Genomic DNA, 17515 nt, shown 5'->3' with positions numbered 1-17515 from the left:
TGCATTCCTTGGGTGATGCCGCGGCACAGCGCCGGGCCTGACGCCGATCTGAACCACCCTTGTTTGCCGCACTATCTGCCAACGGCTTATGCGTCCGGATATAAGCCCGGGCTTATGCCGCGCCGCGCCCTTGCAAGCCTGCACGGCAGTTGGTCTAAGAAACCAAACGCCGGAGTACCCCAATGGTCGATATCGCCACCCGTGTCTGGAACCACAAATGGAAGATCGACCCGATCGTCCGGTCCCTGATCGACACCGATTTCTACAAACTGCTGATGTGTCAGTCGATCTTTCGCAACAACCGCGACACGCAGGTCACCTTCAGCCTGATCAACCGGACCAAGTCCATCCGCCTCGCCGATCTGGTGGACGAGGGCGAATTGCGAGAGCAGTTGGACAACATCCGGTCCCTGTCGCTGTCGCGCGGTGAATCCACATGGATGCGCGGCAACACGTTCTACGGCAAACGCGCGATGTTCACGCCCGAATTCATGGACTGGTTCGAAAACCTGCGCCTGCCACCCTATCATCTGGAAAAACGCGACGGCCAGTATGAACTGACGTTCGAAGGGTCCTGGCCAGAAGTCATGTTGTGGGAAATCCCCGCACTTGCCACCCTGATGGAACTGCGCGGCCGCGCGGTGCTGGGCGACATGGGCCGGTTCGAACTTCAGGTGCTCTATGCCCGCGCCATGACCAAGGCCTGGGAAAAGGTCGAACGCCTGCGCGATGTGCCCGATCTGCGGATCGCGGATTTCGGCACACGGCGGCGGCACAGTTTCCTGTGGCAGGACTGGTGCGTGCAAGCGATGAGCGAGGGGCTGGGCGACGCCTTTACCGGCACGTCGAACTGCCTGATCGCCAAGAGCCGCGACATGGAAGCGATCGGCACCAACGCGCACGAGCTGCCGATGGTCTATGCCGCGCTGGCGCAGGACGATGCAGCACTCGCGCGGTCACCCTACGACGTGCTGGCCGACTGGCAGGCAGAACACGACGGCAACCTGCGGGTCATTTTGCCGGACACCTTTGGCACGCCCGGTTTCCTTGCCAATGCGCCCGACTGGCTGGCGGGCTGGACCGGCATCCGCATCGACAGCGGCGACCCCGCCACTGGGGCAGAGGCCGCCATCGACTGGTGGCGCGCACGCGGAGAAGACCCGCGCGAAAAACTGATCATCTTTTCCGACGGGCTGACAGTGGACAAGATCCTGGACCTGCACCACCAATTCGCCGGTCGCGTCCGCGTCAGTTTTGGCTGGGGCACGATGCTGACCAACGACTTCATCGGCCTGACCGAGGGCGACGCCCTCGCCCCCTTCAGCCTGGTGTGCAAAGCCATCGCCGCGGATGGCCGCCCCACCGTCAAACTGAGCGACAACCCCAACAAGGCGATGGGGCCGGCGGAGGAGATCGCCCGATATAAGAGAGTGTTCGGGGTGGGGTCGCAGGAGCGGGTGGAGGTTGTGGTTTAGTTCTATTGATCCCGCAGCTTGATCAAGTGGCTCTGTCCCAAGGTTCGGAGCCCGCCTTCTGACATGAGTGTGTCATGCAAAGGGGAGATTTGCTCACTCCCCCTGTCCCTCGACAATCTCACCCACGGGGCTGTCGGTCGTTTCCTGCACGACTTCGCCGCCCAGCAGCAGGGATGCGATGATGGCGACAAAGCCGAGGGGGATGAGGGCGTAGATCCATTTCTGTGTCACGGTCGTCTCCTGTCTGAGGTTGTTGTCCAACAGCTTCAGGGGCATCCGCGTTCCGTCAGTCGGGCGTGACATTGCCGCGCAGGGACTTCACCTCACCCCTGACCTTCTTGGCCTTCAGTCGCCGTTTCACCGATCCGTAGGTCGGTTTCGTCGGCACGCGGCGTTTGGGTTTTTGCGTGGCCTGTTCGACCAGTTCGGCCAGCCTTTCGCGCGCCAGCTCGCGGTTGCGGGCCTGGGACCTTGTGTCCTGAACGAACAGCACCAGCGCCCCGTCGGATGTCCACCGCCGCCCCGCCAGCCGCTTGAGCCGCGCCTTGACCGGATCGGGTAAGGATGGTGAGCGCGCCGCCTCGAACCGCAGTTCGACCGCCGTGCTGACCTTGTTCACGTTCTGCCCGCCGGGACCGGAGGCACGGGTGAATGCCTCGGTCATTTCCCAGCCTTGCAGGGTGATGCTGTCGGTGATGCGCAGATCGTCGGCCATAGCAATGATGTAGCAGACCAAGACGCATTTGCCACCAGCACCCGGTTGAGTACCGAGTGGGGCCGCGATTGCCTGCGCCATTCGCTTGCCCCCACCCGATGAACGCACAGCGTTCATCGTAAAAAAGGGCTGCCCCGGCGATGGGACAGCCCTTTCCTGAATATCGGAGGTGGGTCGGTTAGGGACCCGTAGGGTCACCCACCTGTGGTGCTACAGACCTAAGGGCTGCCCTAGATCAGAACCCCCCAAGCTGTCCCGACACACTTCTCCAGAACTTCATGATGCACTGGATCACCTCCTTTCAAATGTTTCGCCTGTGTTGAGGGTTGCCGCAGATATCGCGGCTGTCAAACCCTAATCACACCAGATACTGCATTTATGACGTGGCTGTGACTCGGCGAACAATCAGGCGGAACGGGATCAGCGCGACAAGCGCGACCGAGATCTTGACCCCCCAATCGGCCACGGCGAGCGACACCCACAGCGGCACCAGCGGCCCTGCGTTCAGAAACGGCACAGCGTCCTGTGCCCAGATGATCTGGTCCGCGGCCCCTGCTGACAGCGGGTTGAACACTGCTGCAAACGCGATGGAAAAGAAGATGGCCGTGTCCACGACCGACGACACCAGCGTCGATCCCAGCGGGGCCACCCACCACACGCCCAGGCGCAGCTTGTTGAACACGGTGATATCCAGCAGTTGCGCCACGCCAAATGCGGTGGCGGATGCAATGGCGACCCGGATCGGCACGGCGGGACCGAATTCCAGCTGGATCTGGCTGCCGATCAGCGAACAGATGATACCCACGATCAGGCCCACGAAAACGACGCGGCGCGCGGCGGACACACCGTAGATGCGGTTCATCAGGTCAGTCACAAGGAACGCCAGCGGATAGGTGAACGCACCCCAGGTCAGCAGCCCGTCGAGGATCAGGAATTGCACGAGGATGTTCGAGGCCACGACGATGGCGGCCATGGCGATCACGCCAGGTAGAATAAGGGTCATAGCGGTTTTCCGTTTTGGCAAGGGTGCGGCACTTGGCCCCGCAAGTCGCGGGGACGCGCCCGGTTAGCCGCACGGACGACTTGCGTCAATCGCTGACGCGGTATTCCAAGATCTCGGTCGTCTGGAACCAGCGGAAATTGTCGTCGGACACCATCGTCAGGCGGATATCGCCTGCGTCATCGCGCCAGACGCTGATCCCTTCGAGGTTGTCATGCGTCCCGGTGCGCGTCTGCAACAGCAGTTCCGATGCGCTGCCGTCCAGCGGCAACCTGCGCACGCGCGACCGAAACCCGAATCCGGTGAAATCCCGTTCCAGCAGATACAGCAGACCATCAGGCCCGATATCCGCGCCGACCGGCAAGAATGCATCGGTGCGCGCGATGTCGAATACCGTGGTCCAGACCCCGCCGGCATAGCGATAAACCGGAAAAGGGCGATGCGTGCCACCCGACCGCTCGGGCAAAGTATAAAGTGCACCATCCGGGCCAATCGCAAGCGCTTCGAGCGCGGAATTGTTTTGTAGCCCCCTGAACATGTCAGGGCGCGGCACACGTACCGCAGGACCGTCCAGATCAGGGTAGGCCGCGACACGGGCCAGCCCTTCGAATGAAACGAACAGCGTGCCATCCGCAGACAGGGCCAGTCCCTCGGGATCGGCCGTCGCACCGGAAACAGGCTCTCCGGTCGAAATGCGCAACACGCGTGGCGGGTCCGTCGTGATGCCGGTCACCTGATCCCCGTCGCGCGTCACCACACCGGTCCACAGAACACCACGGTCCCCTTGCGCCCAGATCCGCGTGCCGTCCGCGTTCAGTTCCAGCCCCGACAGCCCGCCAAACGCCGGGTCGCTATCGGTCCAGACATAGCGGCCCAGGTAGGTCACGGTCGGTTCGGCCTGCGCATCCCCAACGGACTGGCACCCCACCAGCAGGGCAAGGGCGGCAACGATCAAGGCGCGCATATCAGTTGGCGGCGACAGCGGCGCATTGCGCGGGCAGGCGGGCCATCGTCAGTTCACGCTTGGGCTGGGGCGCGGGGGCATTCGGGTCGCGCGGCTGGGGCGGCGGCGGGTTGATGATGTTGTTCACCCATTCCTGCGCATCGGCACAGCCGTCACCGGCGGGCGGTGCGGGCTGATCCTCGCAGTACGCGGCACCGCGCGGGCAGTTCAGGCGCACGTGGAAATGGTAATTGTGCCCGTACCAGGGGCGCACCTTGTTCAGCCAGCTGCGGTCGCCGGTGGCGTTCTTGCACATCTCGACCTTGGCCCCCGGAAAGATAAAGATCCGGGCCACGCGCGGGTCGGATGCAGCCGCCTTGACGATCGCCTCATGCTGGGGTGTCCAGCTATTGTTGACGAAGGCGCCGCTGCGCCGGTCCATCCGGTCGGACGAGATATTTTCGCGTTCGGTCCGCGTCAGTGAAAGCGAGGTGGCAGGTTTCAGCCATATGTCGGCATCCAGACCGACCTGATGGCTGGCATGACCGGTCAGCATCGGCCCGCCACGCGGCTGGCTGATGTCGCCCACATACAGCCCGTTCCACCCTGGTTGCGCTGCGGCAACACGCGACAGGTCCTGCACGAAATCAATCAGTTCGGGCTGACCCCAATTGCGATTGCGCGACAGGCGCATGGCCTGCCAGGTCGGCCCGGTTTCGGCCAGGGCCTGCCCCCCTGCCTGACAACCGCGCGAATAGAATCCCAGCGGTGCCGGGGCCTGCGCAGATGGTTCCGGTATCGCGCCAAAGACGCGTTTCGCGATCCGTGTATCATTCGTGTTCTGTGTCGAAACGACGGGCGAAACCGTCGGTTTTTCCGGCTGACAGGCCGCTAGGGCCGTCAATAGTGTCAGTGCTGCGATGGTGCGGATCATGCTGCTCGGTCCCCGTCTTTGTTGACCCACCTTAGCAGAAACAGGCCAAGCAGGAACAAAAAGATGACCGGCAAAAACCCAAGCTGCACGTTACCTGTCAGATATGTGAACACCGCGATACTGGCCGGCGCAAGGAATGCTGTCGCCTTGCCGGTCAATGCGAACAACCCAAAGGCTTCGGTCGGGCGGTCGGGGTCGGTGTGCCGCACCATCATGGACCGTGACGCGGCATAGGTCGCCCCCCCTGCGCCGCCGATGATGACCCCCGCCGCGAAAAAGATCGTATCGGGCAGGCTGGACCCCACAGGCAGCGGCACGCCGAACAGCGACTCGCGGGACATGCCCACGATCACCACACTCACGGCGATCAGGCACCAGACACAGACGCGGATCACGGGTTTCGGCCCGAACCGCGCGTCCGCCAGACCACCAACCCAGGTAAAGATTGCAGCCGCAATGGCTGCCACGATCCCGAATATACCGATGTTGATGGTCGTCCATCCCAGCACGATCGCCGCATAGACACCACCAAAAGCATAGAGCGCGTTCAACCCGTCGCGGTAGAACATCGACCCCAGCAGGAAATTCAGCAGGCTCTTGCGGCGCACAACGCCGCGCAGCGTGTCCTTGAGCTCGGCCCAGACCGCACTGATGCGGGTGGACCGACCGCCCAGCGACGGGTCGTCCCGGACATACAGGAAAAACGGCGCCATAAAGAGCGCGAACCACACCGCAATGAATGGGCCGACCGCGCGGGTGCCTTCCATCTGGGCGGGATCAAGGCCTAGCGCGGGGGCCAGACCGATCAGCGTGACGCCGCTGTCGGGGTCCTCGACGAACAGCAGCAACATGATGAACAAGGACGCAACGCCACCCCAATAGCCAAAGGCAGCACCCGACCCGGAGATGCGCCCGACCTCTTGGCGGTTGCCAAGGCTGGGCAGGATCGCATTGACGAAATTCAGCGCGGATTCAGCGCAAAAGAAAGCGGCATAGAACACGATCAGCGCCATGTAGATCCAGGCGCCATCCGGCGTCAGGTTCCACAGCATCGCCGTGGCAATGACGAACAGGATCGAAAATCCTGCGATCCACGGCATCTTGCGCCCGGAATTGTCGGCGAATGCCCCCAGAAATGGTGCGGTGACCGCGATCAGCAATCCAGCCACAGCCTGTCCCATCGACCACAGACCCTGTGCCTCGGCCCCGGCAGCGGCGCGATCCAGGCCGCTGTCCATGAAATAGGTGGTGGCAACGCTGGCAAAATAGGGGCCGAAAACGAATGTCAGCCCCAGCGTGTACATCGGCTGTGATGCCCAATCAAAGGCCATCCAGCCCCAGATGCGTTTGCGTGATACTGCCATGACCTGCCCCGTGTCGCCCAGGCACAACCTAACCCCGGCAGGCCCCGCGCTGGCAAGTCCCGTTTACGTCCCTGCGGGCAGTTCCGGTGGCCAGGGCCGGGTGGCATCTGCTTCGATCCAGCTTTGGGTCCAGGCGGGCAGCGCGGGCGGGGTTGCGTCGAAACCGGCGGCGGCAAAGACGCGCGCAGGATCGACAATGCCATTCCGGTCCGTCACGGCGGACCGGTACAGCGCCTGCGCCGCGCAGATGTCTCCGACCCAGATCGATTGATCGAGATAGAAAAACCGTGCGTCCCAGCCTACGCAGCGGCTGACGACGCGGAAACGCTCGAACGCTCTGATCCGGCGGCGATAGCGCACACTGGCCCCCGCCATCGTCAGGCCCCACTTGTTCTGCCGTAATGCCCGCAGCAACCCGACCCGCTGCGCCAGGATCGTGCGGCCCAGATCGAGGATCGTCAGGATACGCCCGTTGTTCATTTCCACGAAAACATCCAGATCCTGCGGCCAGCAGCGATGATGACTGACATGCGCGCCCAGCACAGGCAGATCGCCCGCGTTGCGATGCAGAATGAATTCCTTGGCAAGACGGACAAACGGATACATGCGCAGGGCCGTGCCAGCAGGTGACACGCGGGTCAATGCGTGCCGCTGCGGCACGAAACACTTGATGCGCCCCCGGCTTGCGCTTACCTGCGGGGCATCATCAGACGAAAGTGACGCCCATGACCTCGATCTTTGAAATCATCCTGCTGCTGCTTGGCGTGGCGCGCTTTTTCATCTTTGCCCATTTCATCATGAGCTGGCTGATCAGTTTCGACGTGCTGAACGTGCGCCAGCCACTGGTCGGGCAGATCTGGTACACGCTGCAACGTATTCTGGAACCGATCTATGGCCCGCTGCGCAGTGTTCTGCCGAACCTGGGCGGGATCGACCTGTCGCCCATCGTGGCACTGATCGGGATCGAGATCATCCGCATCGTGCTGCTGAACAACGCGGCCTTGTTCTATTGATTTGGTCGCCCCGCGCGGGGCGACCAATGCCTACGGCGTGAGTATTTGCGGCAAGATGATACGTCAGATCCGCTCTATCGCCAGTGCGATGCCCTGACCGCCACCGATACACATGGTGATCAGCGCACGTTTACCCTGGATGCGGTCTAGCTCGTACATCGCCTTGACCGTGATGATGGCACCCGTAGCGCCCACCGGATGGCCCAGAGCGATTGCACCGCCATTGGGGTTCACACGGGCGGGGTCCAGACCCAATTCCTTGCTGACGGCAAGCGCCTGTGCGGCAAAGGCCTCGTTGCTTTCGATCACGTCGAAATCGGCAGCGGTCAGGCCGGTCTTTTCCAGCAGCTTGCGCACCGCAGGCACGGGGCCGATCCCCATGACCTCTGGCCGGACGCCGGCGTGGGCGTAGCCCAGCACGCGGAAGCGTGGTGTCAGGCCCGCCGCCTGCGCGGCATCCGCACGCGCCAGAACGATAGCCGCAGCCCCGTCATTGAGGCCCGAGGCGTTGCCAGCCGTCACGCTGCCGTCCTTGGCAAAGGCCGGGCGCAGGTTGGCCAGTCCCTCTGCCGTGGTCGCCTTGGGGTGTTCGTCCGTGGCGAAATCCACCATCTCGCGCTTGACCTTGACCGGGACCGGAACGATCTGATCGTCGAAATAGCCCGCCGCCATCGCAGCCGCTGCGCGTTGCTGGCTGAGCAGTGCAAAGGCGTCCTGATCCGCACGGCTGACAGCATGTTCGGCGCTGACGTTTTCCGCCGTGATCCCCATGTGGCCCGTGCCAAAGGGACAATTCAGCGCCCCCAGCATCATGTCACGGGTCACGACATCGCCCATTTTCGCACCCCAGCGCTGATCCGACAGGATGAACGGGCTGCGCGACATGTTTTCAGCACCACCCGCAAGGCCGAAATCGGCATCCCCCAGCGCCAGCGACTGAACTACGGACACGATGGCTTGCACGCCGGATCCGCACAGACGGTTCACGTTCATCGCTGGCGTTGTATCCGGCACCCCCGCATCCATCGCGGCCACCCGCGACAGGTACATGTCCCGCGGTTCGGTATTGATGACATGGCCGAACGCCACGTGACCGATCTGGTCGCCCGTGACACCGGACCTGTCCAGTGCCGCCCTGGAGGCAATCGCCCCCAGTGTGATGGGCGGCGTACCCGCCAAGGCACCGCCAAAGGTGCCGATGGCCGTGCGGGCACCCCCCAGAATGACAATCTCTGACATGTAGAACCCTCTCCCCTTGATTTGCGACAGGATGACAAGCGGTGCGCCCCGGCACCAGCCCCCGGGGAACGTAACCCTGCGGCAAAGCAACCGCAGGAGTGGAAAAACGCGACGACACCTTATGTTGTTGCGAAAGGAGTGCACTATGCTGTTGACCGTCACCGATCTGCACAAGGGTTATGCCAGCGCCGACGGCCAGATCACGGTGCTGGACGGTGTGAGCCTGTCGCTGAATGCGGGCGAAACACTGGCCCTGACCGGAGAGAGCGGGTCCGGCAAGAGCACGCTGTTGCACCTGATCGGCGGGCTGGACAGTGCCTACCGCGGCCAGATCCTGCTGGACGGCGTGGATCTGACCGCGCTGAACGATGCAGACCGTGCCGCCCTGCGCCGTGGTACGGTGGGCGTGGTGTTCCAGCAGTTCAACCTGATCCCGTCGCTCAAGGTTGCCGACAACATCAGTTTTCAGGCGCGGCTGGCAGACAGGCATGATGCCGCTTGGTGCGCACAATTGGCCAACCGTATGGGACTGGATGCGCAACTGGACAAATACCCGGAACAATTGTCCGGCGGACAACAGCAGCGGGTGGCACTTGCCCGCACGCTAGCCCCGCGTCCGAAACTCGTGCTGGCGGACGAACCCACCGGCAACTTGGACGAGGAAACAGCCGCCACGGTGCTGGCGTTGATGCTGGACCTGGTGCGCGACACAGGCGCGGGTTTGCTGATGGTCACCCATTCGCAAGCACTGGCAGGCCAGATGCAGCGGCAAATTCACCTGCGCAAGGGTCGCATCGCGTGACCCGTGCAACACTTCATGCGCTGCTGTCACACTGGTGGCGCAACCCATTGCAGTTGTTCACCTTGCTGGCCGGACTGGCGCTGGCAACGGCACTTTGGTCGGGGGTTCAGGCGATCAACGCAGAGGCATCCGCAAGCTATGACGCGGCGGCCGCAACACTGGGCGAGGGGCAATTTGATCAACTGACCGCGCGCGACGGCGGCACGATCCCGCAGGCGACTTATGTGGCACTGCGCCGTGCGGGCTGGCAGGTGTCACCGGTGGTCGAAGGGCGGCTGAACGGCGTCCGGGTCGTCGGCCTCGACCCGCTGACCGCACCGGGCGGGTTGGGCCCCATCACGGTATCGGACGGGGTCGAGATCAACACGTTTCTGTCCGGCGGCGGTCAGGTGTTTGGTCGCGCAGAGATGTTGGACCGATTGCCGGACATCGGGGCGCAACCCGTGTCAGCGCCCGACGTGGCGCCCGGCACCGTGCTAACCGATATCGGCCTTGCCCAAGAATTGTTGGGCCGCGATGGCGTGATCACCCGGCTGATCGTGGTACCGGAACAACCGCTGGGCCGTCCGTCACTGGCAGAGGTGTCCCCTGATCTGACACGGCAGGTCGCACAGGGCACCAATGACCTTGGCCGGCTGACAGACAGCTTCCACCTGAACCTGACAGCCTTTGGCCTGTTGAGTTTCGCGGTCGGCATTTTCATCGTGAACGGTGCCATCGGTTTGGCGTTCGAACAGCGCCGGCCTGTGGTGCGGACGTTGCGCGCGCTGGGCGTACCGCTGCGCAGCCTGATGATCCTGATGGCGGCAGAGCTGGCGGTCATGGCGTTGGTCGCTGGTGCCATCGGTGTGGCGCTTGGTTATGTCATCGCGTCTCTGTTGCTGCCGGATGTGGCTGCAACCTTGCAAGGTCTTTACGGCCAGACAGTGTCCGGCACATTGCAACTGCGCCCCGTCTGGTGGCTGTCAGGATTGGCGATTGCACTGGGCGGCACGGCCCTGGCGGCGGCATCGGCCTTTTGGCGGTTGGCAAAGATGCCCTTGCTGGCCGGAGGGTCGCGCCGCGCCTTGTCGATGGCCGCAGGACGCACGGCACAGGTCCAGGGCGTGCTGGCCGCAATTCTGCTGATTTGCGCCGCGGGGCTTGCCTTGGTCGCCGACGGGATGGTGACCGGCTTTGCCCTGCTGGGAACATTGCTGATCGGGGCTGCGCTGGCGCTTCCGCTGATCCTGGATCGGGTGCTGGCACTGGCGGCATGGCTGTCACGCGGCATCCGCGCACAGTGGTTCTGGGCCGATACGCGGCAGCAATTGCCCGGCCTGTCGCTGGCACTGGCGGCCTTGCTGCTGGCGATGGCGGCGAATGTGGGCGTGTCCACGATGGTCAGCAGCTTTCGCCTGACGTTTGTCGGATTTCTTGACCAGCGGCTCGCGTCAGAGCTGTACGTCACGGCAGAGGATGCAGCACAGGCCGATGCTCTGACGGCCTATGCAGCCGACCGCGTGGACGCGATCCTGCCGATCCAGTCCGCTGACACCCAGGTGCGGGATCTGCCGACAGAAGTTTTCGGCGCACGGATTGGACCGACATATACCGACAACTGGACGTTTCTAACTGCGACCGACGCGCCTTGGCAGCGTGTCGCGGACGGCGGTGGCATCTTGATAAATGAACAACTGGCGCGGCGCACCGGGTTAGCGCTGCGCGACACCGTGCCCATCATGGATACGACATTCACCGTTGCGGGCATCTATGGCGACTATGGCAATCCCATCGGTCAGGCCATTTTGTCCGAGGACGTCTTTGCCACGCTCTATCCCGACGTGAATGCGTTGCAATTCGGGTTGCGGTTGCCGCCTGACAGCGTGGCCGCATTCCGCGCCGACCTGACCCGCGATCTGGGCATATCAGAGGGCGCGATGATCAATCAGGCGGGGATCAAGCAATTCTCGCTTGATGTATTTGACCGGACATTCACGGTGACAACGGCACTGAATGTGCTGACACTGGCCGTCGCGGGCTTTGCCATTCTCATGAGCCTCCTGACGCTGGCCGCGCTGCGCGTTCCGCAACTCGCACCCGCCTGGGCGATGGGCATGACGCGCCGCAGTCTGGGCGTGGTCGAACTGATCCGTGCCGTAATCCTTGCGGTATTCACCGCCGCGATTGCAATGCCGCTGGGGCTTGCGCTGGCCTGGGCGCTGTTGTCGGTGGTCAATGTCGCGGCCTTTGGGTGGAAGCTTCCGATGTTTCTGTTTCCCGCCGATTACGCACGGTTGGGCCTGTTTGCGCTGGTGGCGGCAGCACTCGCAGCACTCTGGCCTGCGTGGCGTCTGGCCAGCACGCCCCCTGCTGATCTGCTCAAGGTGTTTTCCAATGAACGTTAAGGCGCTGTTGCTATTCCTGATGCTGCCCTTCGCTGCATCGGCCCAGGGCTTCGCGGGTCTTGGCACCGATGCCGAAGGTTTCGCCGTGCCGCAGCCAAACCCACAGTTCAGCTTTCCCGCGGACCACGGCGCGCACCCCGATTACCGGATCGAATGGTGGTACATCACGGCCAACATGACCGGACCGGACGGCACGCCCTACGGGCTGCAATGGACGCTGTTCCGCAGCGCCATGGCACCCGAAACGCGGGCGGGCTGGAACGATCCGCAACTGTGGATGGGTCATGCTGCGGTGACAACGCCAGATGCGCATTTCGTGACCGAACGACTGGCACGTGGTGGGATCGGTCAGGCTGGTGTGACCGCCGATCCCTTTGCCGCGTGGATTGACGACTGGCAGATGACCGGATTTGATGATGCGCGTCTGACCGCCTCTGGCCCCGACTTTGCCTATGATGTGAACCTGACGGCGACCGGACCTTTGGTGTTTCAGGGGATCGACGGCTATTCGGTCAAATCCGCCGCCGGTCAGGCATCCTATTACTATTCGCAACCGTTCTATGAATTGTCCGGCACACTGACGCTGCCGGACGGCGATGTGCCCGTGACCGGCACCGCATGGCTGGACCGTGAATGGTCCAGCCAGCCGCTGGGCGACAACCAGACCGGCTGGGACTGGTTTTCCCTGTCGTTTGACGACGGGGCCAAGATGATGGGGTTCCGCCTGCGCCAGACCGACGACCAGAACTTTACCTCTGCGACATGGATCGACGCGGATGGGACCGCCACACCCTACAGCGACGGGGCGTTCAACGCGGCACCGCAGGCGACAACGACCGTGGCGGGGCGCGATGTCCCGACGCAGTGGCAGGTGACATTGCCGGACCGCGACGTCGACGTCACCGTTGCCGCGATCAACCCGCAGGCCTGGATGGACACCAGTGTCCCCTACTGGGAAGGTCCGGTCACCATAACCGGCAGCCACGGCGGCCAAGGCTATCTGGAGATGACAGGATATGAGTGAGTGGTTCGAAACGCTGGACGGTCTGCACGACCGCATGTGGCAACGCCTGTCGCGTGGGGTTGCAGACCGCAAATCGCCTGCGCGGCAGCCGACGTTTGCCACCGTCAGTGCGGACGGCTGGCCAGAGGCCCGCACCGTGGTTCTGCGCACAGCCCAGCGCGACACCGCAACGGTCGAGGTCTATACCGATCTGCATTCGGACAAGATCACCAGCCTGCGCACCACCCCGCGCGCCGCCTTGCACATCTGGGAGGACAAGCAACACCTGCAAATCCGTCTGCAATGCGCCGTCACGATCCTGACAGGGGATGCTGTGCGCGACCGCTGGAACCCGATCCCCGAACGGGGCCGCATGTCCTATGGCGTCACCCCTGCGCCCGGCACACCCTTGGGCGATGACGCGCTGGCCTATGACAAGGACCCCGACTTTGCGACCTTTGCCGTGCTGTCCTGCGCGATCCAGCGCATCGATCTCGTGCATCTGGGCGACGACCATCGTCGCGCGGCCTATGCCCGCGCTGACGGCTGGCAAGGACAGTGGCTTTCGCCCTGACGCACCGCTAGAACCACTGACATGCAAGCGACACTTCCCCTGACCCGTGACCTCGTGCTGATCGGCGGCGGCCATACCCATGCGCTGGTGCTGCGCAAATGGGGCATGAACCCTTTGGCGGGCGTGCGTGTGACGCTGATCTCGCCCGGTCCGACTGCGCCCTATTCCGGGATGCTGCCGGGCTTTGTCGCGGGGCATTACAGCCGCGACAATCTGGATATCGACCTGGTGCAGCTGGCGCGTTTTGCCGGTGCGCGGGTGATCGATGGTGCGGTGACGCGGATCGACAGCGCCGCTCGCCTGATCACCGTGCCGGGCCGTGCGCCCATCGCCTATGACGCGGTCAGCGTGGATGTGGGCATCACCTCTGACATGCCGGCTCTGGACGGATTTGGCGACCACGGGGTGCCCGCCAAACCGCTGGGCCAGTTCGCTAGCCGCTGGGATATGTTCCGCGACAGCGCCACCGATCCGCATATCGCGATCATCGGCGGAGGTGTCGCCGGGGCAGAGCTTGCAATGGCGATGGCCCATGCGCTGCGGGACCGGGGCCTGCAACCCACCGTCCACCTGATCGACCGCAGCCGCGCGTTGTCTGCACTGAACGCAACCGCCTGGCGGCGCGTCATGACAGCCCTCGCCGGAAATGGCGTGACGGTCATCGAGGATGCCACGGTCGCGACGGTGCAGGCCGATGCCGTCCTGCTGACCGACGGTCGCCGTATCCGGTCGGATTTCACGACGGGTGCCGCCGGTGCCAGACCCCACGACTGGATCGCACAGATTGGCGTGGACCTGCACGACGGGTTCATCACGGTCGGGCCAACACTGCAATCCAGTGATCCCGCGCTGTTTGCGGTCGGCGATTGCGCGCATCTGTCCCATGCGCCACGCCCCAAGGCCGGTGTCTTTGCCGTGCGCGAGGCACCGGTCCTGTTCAACAACCTGCGCGCCGTGCTGTCGGGTGGCACGCTGACGACCTACACCCCGCAAAAGGACTACCTCAAACTGGTGTCGCTGGGGGGCAAGTCAGCGCTGGCCGAACGGTTCGGCACCGCGTTTTCCGGCCCGCTTCTGTGGCGATGGAAGGACCACATCGACCAGACCTTCATGCGGCAGTTCAGCGATCTGCCCACGATGGACACCCCCCAGCTGCCAAAGGTCCATGCATTGGGACTGCGTCAGGCGATGGGGGACAAACCGATGTGCGGCGGCTGCGGCGCCAAGGTGGGACGCGCCGCGCTGATGGATGCGCTGGGCGGCTCGCCCGCGCCGACCCGGCCCGATGTGACGTTGATTGCGGGCGATGATGCGGGCTTGCTGACGATGGGTGATACCCGGCAGGTCATCAGTACCGACCACCTGCGCGCATTCTGGGATGACCCGGTAGTGATGACCCGCATCGCGCTGAACCATGCGCTGGGCGACATCTGGGCGATGGGTGCCAGACCCCAGGCAGCGACCGTCAACCTGATCCTGCCGCGCCTGTCGCCCGACCTTCAGTCCCGCACGTTGCAAGAGATCGTATCGACGGCCCGCCAGAACCTGAGTGCTGCCGGGGCCGATATCGTCGGCGGGCACACATCACTGGGTGCGGAAATGATCATCGGTTTCACTGTCACCGGGCTGTGCGACCGCGCGCCCATCACATTGCAGGGCGCGCAACCCGGCGATGCCTTGATCCTGACGAAACCCATCGGCAGCGGCACCATCATGGCGGCAGAAATGGCGGGCAAGGCACGCGGTGCCGACGTGGCGCAGGCGTTGCAGGCGATGTGCCAGAGCCAAGCCGCCGCCAGCGACATCCTGCGCGATGCCCGCGCAATGACAGATGTGACCGGGTTCGGCCTGACCGGCCATCTGCGCGGGATGTGCGACGCCAGCGGTTCGGGTGCAGAGGTCGCGTTGGCTGATGTGCCGTTGCTGCCCGGTGCGCTGGAGCTGGCGACGGACGGCACGCGGTCCAGCCTGTTCGATGACAACATTGCCGGGGCCGGTGCGATCGAGGGGCCAACAGGCCCGCGTCAGGCGTTGATGTTCGACCCCCAGACCGCTGGCGGGCTGCTGGCGGCCGTCGATCCGGAACAGGCCGACCAGATCATCGATGCGCTTCGCAGTGCAGGTTACACTCAGGCCGCGCGCATCGGGACCGTGACCACAGGCAATACCATCCGCCTGCGTTAGAGTGTGGCGATCAGGTCGGCGAGCTGATCTGCCACCACCTCGCGTCCCGCCGGGTCCAGCGCATCGGCGTGCACCTGCCCCAACCAGTCACGTGTCTCGGTCTTGCGTGACCGGGCATAGGCCGCGTCGTAGTGCTGATCCATCAGGGCGGTGGCCAGCGCCGGGAAATCACCCGCCGCCAGCAATGCCTCCCATCCGTCGACGACGGCATGGCCGCGGATGTTGCGCAGCGGTTGCAACCGGTCGCGCAACCGCGCGGGGTCCGCTATGATGTCCCGATAGGCCTCTGTCAGAAACGCCGCACGCACGGGCAGCGTGGCCGTGACTTCGATCCGGGGGGCCTGCGTCATGTTCAGCCACAGTTGCTTGGGCAGCACGATGCGCCCGATCTTGCTGCTTTCGGCTTCGACAATTGTGGGGCGGTCGGGGTCAAGGCGGGCCAATCGCGCGGCCAGCGCGCTCTCGAATCCCTTTTGCGCAGGCTGACCGCCTTCGACACGTCCCAAGAGTGACCCGCGATGCGCGGCCAACCCTTCGAGGTCGAGGGTCTGGACACCGCGCGCCGCCAGAAGATGCAGCAAGGCGGTTTTCGCAGTGCCGGTGTAGCCATCCAGTAGGATCAGCCGGTGCCGGACCGGATCGTCATACAATGATTGATGCACCAACCGCCTGTAGGACTGATACCCCCCCGTGACCACCTCGGCCCGCCAACCGATCTGTTGCAGGATCGTGGCAACCGACCCGGACCGCTGACCGCCACGCCAGCAATAGACCAGCGGCCGCCACGCACCATCGAACCCGTTCAACGGACCATCTACGTAATCCGCCACGTTGCGGGCAACCATGGCCGCCCCCAGCTTGCGCGCGGTAAAGGCGCTGACCTGCGTATAGATCGTGCCGACCTCGGCACGCTGATCGTTCGTCAGCGCAGGCAGATTGATCGCGCCGGGCACGTGGTCCTCGGCAAATTCGGCGGGGCTGCGCACGTCGATGACGGTGTCGAAATCATGCGCCAGAATCGCATCCAGCGTGTCAAAGCTGCGTTTCATTCCCGGTGGATCGGGGCACGGCCCGCGTCTGTCAGGATGAACCATTCACCATTGTCGCAAACCGCGGGGATCAGCGGATGCCCCTTGCCCGCGCCATTGTCCAGATCGATCCGGTTTCCGAAATGGGTGGGCTGATCGACGATCGTATGGCCGTGCACTACCAGCACGCCGTGGTCGTCGCTGTTGTCCAGCCAGCCGTCACGTATCCAGATCAGGTCATCCTCGGCCTGTTGGTCCAACGGCACACCGGGGCGGATACCTGCGTGCACGAACAACAGATCATCGACCCGGTGCATCAGGGGGTTGTCCCGCAGAAAATCCAGATGCGCCTGCGGCACCGCCTCTTGTGCGGCCGTAACCAGTTGCTCCAGCGTCAGGTCACCGTCCTGCGTCGGCAGATAGCGCAGGATTTCCAGACCGTTGTCGTCGATGTCGAACACGGCGGGGCCAGTGGGCACGATGCCGTATGACGCAAGGGTCTGCGGCCCGCCCAGACGCGTGTTCAACCACGACAAACCGGATTTGATCGCCGGATCGTGGCAGGTGCCGTCCGCGACAAAGTATTCGAACATCCGGTCGTGATTGCCACGGATGATGGTCCAGTTACGCCCCGCGTCACGCCCTGCGATCAGCGCGTCGATCACGCCAGCGCTGTCCGGTCCCCGGTCTGTGTAGTCGCCCAGAAACACGATATGCGCATCATCCCCGCCATCCTGCGCGATCAGGTCCAGCGCGTGGTCCATCATCTGTTTCTGACCGTGGATATCCCCGATGGCATAGATCATGCGTCCGTCTCCGTCTGTTTCACCGCAGATGTAGCAGAGCGGCGGGGA

General features: G+C 63.8%; 17 protein-coding genes. 7 read left to right on the top strand and 10 right to left on the bottom strand.

Annotated features, from left to right (window positions below):
• The first annotated feature begins 182 nt into the window (after nt 1–182).
• A complete protein-coding gene (pncB, locus tag BMX27_RS01770; RefSeq protein WP_090158192.1) occupies nt 183–1475 on the top strand; it encodes a nicotinate phosphoribosyltransferase in 1293 nt (430 codons plus the stop codon).
• A gap of 93 nt (nt 1476–1568) precedes the next feature.
• On the opposite strand, the gene BMX27_RS01765 is transcribed toward pncB, so the two are convergent.
• The 7 genes from BMX27_RS01765 to BMX27_RS01735 form a co-directional block, all read right to left on the bottom strand.
• Nucleotides 1569–1706, bottom strand: coding sequence for a hypothetical protein (locus BMX27_RS01765; protein ID WP_256212358.1), 138 nt, complete (start codon nt 1704–1706; stop codon nt 1569–1571).
• A gap of 55 nt (nt 1707–1761) precedes the next feature.
• Entirely contained in the window at nt 1762–2190 is a 429-nt protein-coding gene (gene arfB / locus BMX27_RS01760; RefSeq protein ID WP_090158190.1) for an alternative ribosome rescue aminoacyl-tRNA hydrolase ArfB, read from the bottom strand.
• Nucleotides 2191–2566: 376 nt separating this feature from the next.
• On the bottom strand, nt 2567–3193 hold the full coding sequence (locus BMX27_RS01755; RefSeq protein ID WP_090158189.1) for a queuosine precursor transporter: 627 nt from the start codon (nt 3191–3193) through the stop codon (nt 2567–2569).
• Between the two features lie 85 nt (nt 3194–3278).
• On the bottom strand, nt 3279–4154 hold the full coding sequence (locus BMX27_RS01750) for an esterase-like activity of phytase family protein (protein WP_090158188.1): 876 nt from the start codon (nt 4152–4154) through the stop codon (nt 3279–3281).
• 1 nt (nt 4155) lies between these two features.
• Entirely contained in the window at nt 4156–5067 is a 912-nt protein-coding gene (gene mepA / locus BMX27_RS01745) for a penicillin-insensitive murein endopeptidase (protein WP_090158187.1), read from the bottom strand.
• Nucleotides 5064–6431 carry an MFS transporter gene (locus BMX27_RS01740; protein WP_090158186.1) on the bottom strand — a complete coding sequence of 456 codons (1368 nt, stop codon included), beginning with the start codon at nt 6429–6431 and terminating at the stop codon, nt 5064–5066. The genes mepA and BMX27_RS01740 overlap by 4 nt, the downstream gene beginning before the upstream one ends.
• A gap of 63 nt (nt 6432–6494) precedes the next feature.
• Nucleotides 6495–7037, bottom strand: coding sequence for an acyl-CoA thioesterase (locus tag BMX27_RS01735; protein ID WP_090158185.1), 543 nt, complete (start codon nt 7035–7037; stop codon nt 6495–6497).
• Between the two features lie 119 nt (nt 7038–7156).
• On the opposite strand from BMX27_RS01735, the gene BMX27_RS01730 reads away from it, so the two are divergent.
• Entirely contained in the window at nt 7157–7444 is a 288-nt protein-coding gene (locus BMX27_RS01730) for a YggT family protein (RefSeq protein ID WP_056030126.1), read from the top strand.
• 63 nt (nt 7445–7507) lie between these two features.
• Here the strand turns inward: BMX27_RS01730 and BMX27_RS01725 are convergent, their stop codons facing one another.
• Nucleotides 7508–8683 (bottom strand): acetyl-CoA C-acyltransferase family protein, encoded by a 1176-nt coding sequence (locus BMX27_RS01725; protein WP_090158184.1) that lies wholly within the window; start codon nt 8681–8683, stop codon nt 7508–7510.
• Between the two features lie 145 nt (nt 8684–8828).
• Here BMX27_RS01725 and BMX27_RS01720 point away from each other — a divergent pair, with 145 nt between their 5' ends.
• The 5 genes from BMX27_RS01720 to selD are packed head-to-tail and all read left to right on the top strand — an operon-like array spanning nt 8829 to nt 15633.
• Nucleotides 8829–9485: an ABC transporter ATP-binding protein gene (locus BMX27_RS01720; RefSeq protein ID WP_090158183.1), complete on the top strand. Its 657-nt coding sequence runs from the start codon at nt 8829–8831 to the stop codon at nt 9483–9485.
• Nucleotides 9482–11872: an FtsX-like permease family protein gene (locus BMX27_RS01715; protein ID WP_090158182.1), complete on the top strand. Its 2391-nt coding sequence runs from the start codon at nt 9482–9484 to the stop codon at nt 11870–11872. The genes BMX27_RS01720 and BMX27_RS01715 overlap by 4 nt, the downstream gene beginning before the upstream one ends.
• Nucleotides 11862–12896 (top strand): lipocalin-like domain-containing protein, encoded by a 1035-nt coding sequence (locus BMX27_RS01710; RefSeq protein WP_090158181.1) that lies wholly within the window; start codon nt 11862–11864, stop codon nt 12894–12896. Before BMX27_RS01715 ends, BMX27_RS01710 begins: the two co-directional genes overlap by 11 nt.
• The gene (locus tag BMX27_RS01705) at nt 12889–13449 is read left to right on the top strand and encodes a pyridoxamine 5'-phosphate oxidase family protein (RefSeq protein ID WP_090158180.1); all 561 of its coding nucleotides are present in this window, start codon (nt 12889–12891) and stop codon (nt 13447–13449) included. Before BMX27_RS01710 ends, BMX27_RS01705 begins: the two co-directional genes overlap by 8 nt.
• Nucleotides 13450–13470: 21 nt before the next feature.
• Nucleotides 13471–15633 carry a selenide, water dikinase SelD gene (gene selD, locus BMX27_RS01700; protein ID WP_090158179.1) on the top strand — a complete coding sequence of 721 codons (2163 nt, stop codon included), beginning with the start codon at nt 13471–13473 and terminating at the stop codon, nt 15631–15633.
• Here the strand turns inward: selD and mnmH are convergent.
• A complete protein-coding gene (gene mnmH / locus BMX27_RS01695) occupies nt 15630–16682 on the bottom strand; it encodes a tRNA 2-selenouridine(34) synthase MnmH (protein WP_090158178.1) in 1053 nt (350 codons plus the stop codon). The genes selD and mnmH overlap by 4 nt on opposite strands.
• Nucleotides 16679–17467, bottom strand: coding sequence for a metallophosphoesterase (locus BMX27_RS01690; protein ID WP_090158177.1), 789 nt, complete (start codon nt 17465–17467; stop codon nt 16679–16681). The genes mnmH and BMX27_RS01690 overlap by 4 nt, the downstream gene beginning before the upstream one ends.
• Between the last annotated feature and the right edge of the window lie 48 nt (nt 17468–17515).

Source organism: Loktanella sp. DSM 29012 (assembly GCF_900110705.1).
GTDB classification, from domain to species: Bacteria; Pseudomonadota; Alphaproteobacteria; order Rhodobacterales; family Rhodobacteraceae; genus Loktanella; species Loktanella gaetbuli.
This window is presented reverse-complemented; position numbering and strand designations above follow the sequence as displayed.

What these genes read in the sequence shown, in the direction of transcription:
- BMX27_RS01730 (WP_056030126.1), top strand. Translation starts at nt 7,157, where the DNA reads ATGACCTCGATCTTTGAAATCATCCTGCTGCTGCTTGGCGTGGCGCGC.
- BMX27_RS01710 (WP_090158181.1), top strand. Translation starts at nt 11,862, where the DNA reads ATGAACGTTAAGGCGCTGTTGCTATTCCTGATGCTGCCCTTCGCTGCA.
- BMX27_RS01690 (WP_090158177.1), bottom strand. Translation starts at nt 17,467, where the DNA reads ATGATCTATGCCATCGGGGATATCCACGGTCAGAAACAGATGATGGAC.
- mepA (WP_090158187.1), bottom strand. Translation starts at nt 5,067, where the DNA reads ATGATCCGCACCATCGCAGCACTGACACTATTGACGGCCCTAGCGGCC.
- BMX27_RS01725 (WP_090158184.1), bottom strand. Translation starts at nt 8,683, where the DNA reads ATGTCAGAGATTGTCATTCTGGGGGGTGCCCGCACGGCCATCGGCACC.
- pncB (WP_090158192.1), top strand. Translation starts at nt 183, where the DNA reads ATGGTCGATATCGCCACCCGTGTCTGGAACCACAAATGGAAGATCGAC.
- mnmH (WP_090158178.1), bottom strand. Translation starts at nt 16,682, where the DNA reads ATGAAACGCAGCTTTGACACGCTGGATGCGATTCTGGCGCATGATTTC.
- BMX27_RS01750 (WP_090158188.1), bottom strand. Translation starts at nt 4,154, where the DNA reads ATGCGCGCCTTGATCGTTGCCGCCCTTGCCCTGCTGGTGGGGTGCCAG.
- BMX27_RS01705 (WP_090158180.1), top strand. Translation starts at nt 12,889, where the DNA reads ATGAGTGAGTGGTTCGAAACGCTGGACGGTCTGCACGACCGCATGTGG.
- arfB (WP_090158190.1), bottom strand. Translation starts at nt 2,190, where the DNA reads ATGGCCGACGATCTGCGCATCACCGACAGCATCACCCTGCAAGGCTGG.
- BMX27_RS01735 (WP_090158185.1), bottom strand. Translation starts at nt 7,037, where the DNA reads ATGTATCCGTTTGTCCGTCTTGCCAAGGAATTCATTCTGCATCGCAAC.
- selD (WP_090158179.1), top strand. Translation starts at nt 13,471, where the DNA reads ATGCAAGCGACACTTCCCCTGACCCGTGACCTCGTGCTGATCGGCGGC.
- BMX27_RS01720 (WP_090158183.1), top strand. Translation starts at nt 8,829, where the DNA reads ATGCTGTTGACCGTCACCGATCTGCACAAGGGTTATGCCAGCGCCGAC.
- BMX27_RS01740 (WP_090158186.1), bottom strand. Translation starts at nt 6,431, where the DNA reads ATGGCAGTATCACGCAAACGCATCTGGGGCTGGATGGCCTTTGATTGG.
- BMX27_RS01755 (WP_090158189.1), bottom strand. Translation starts at nt 3,193, where the DNA reads ATGACCCTTATTCTACCTGGCGTGATCGCCATGGCCGCCATCGTCGTG.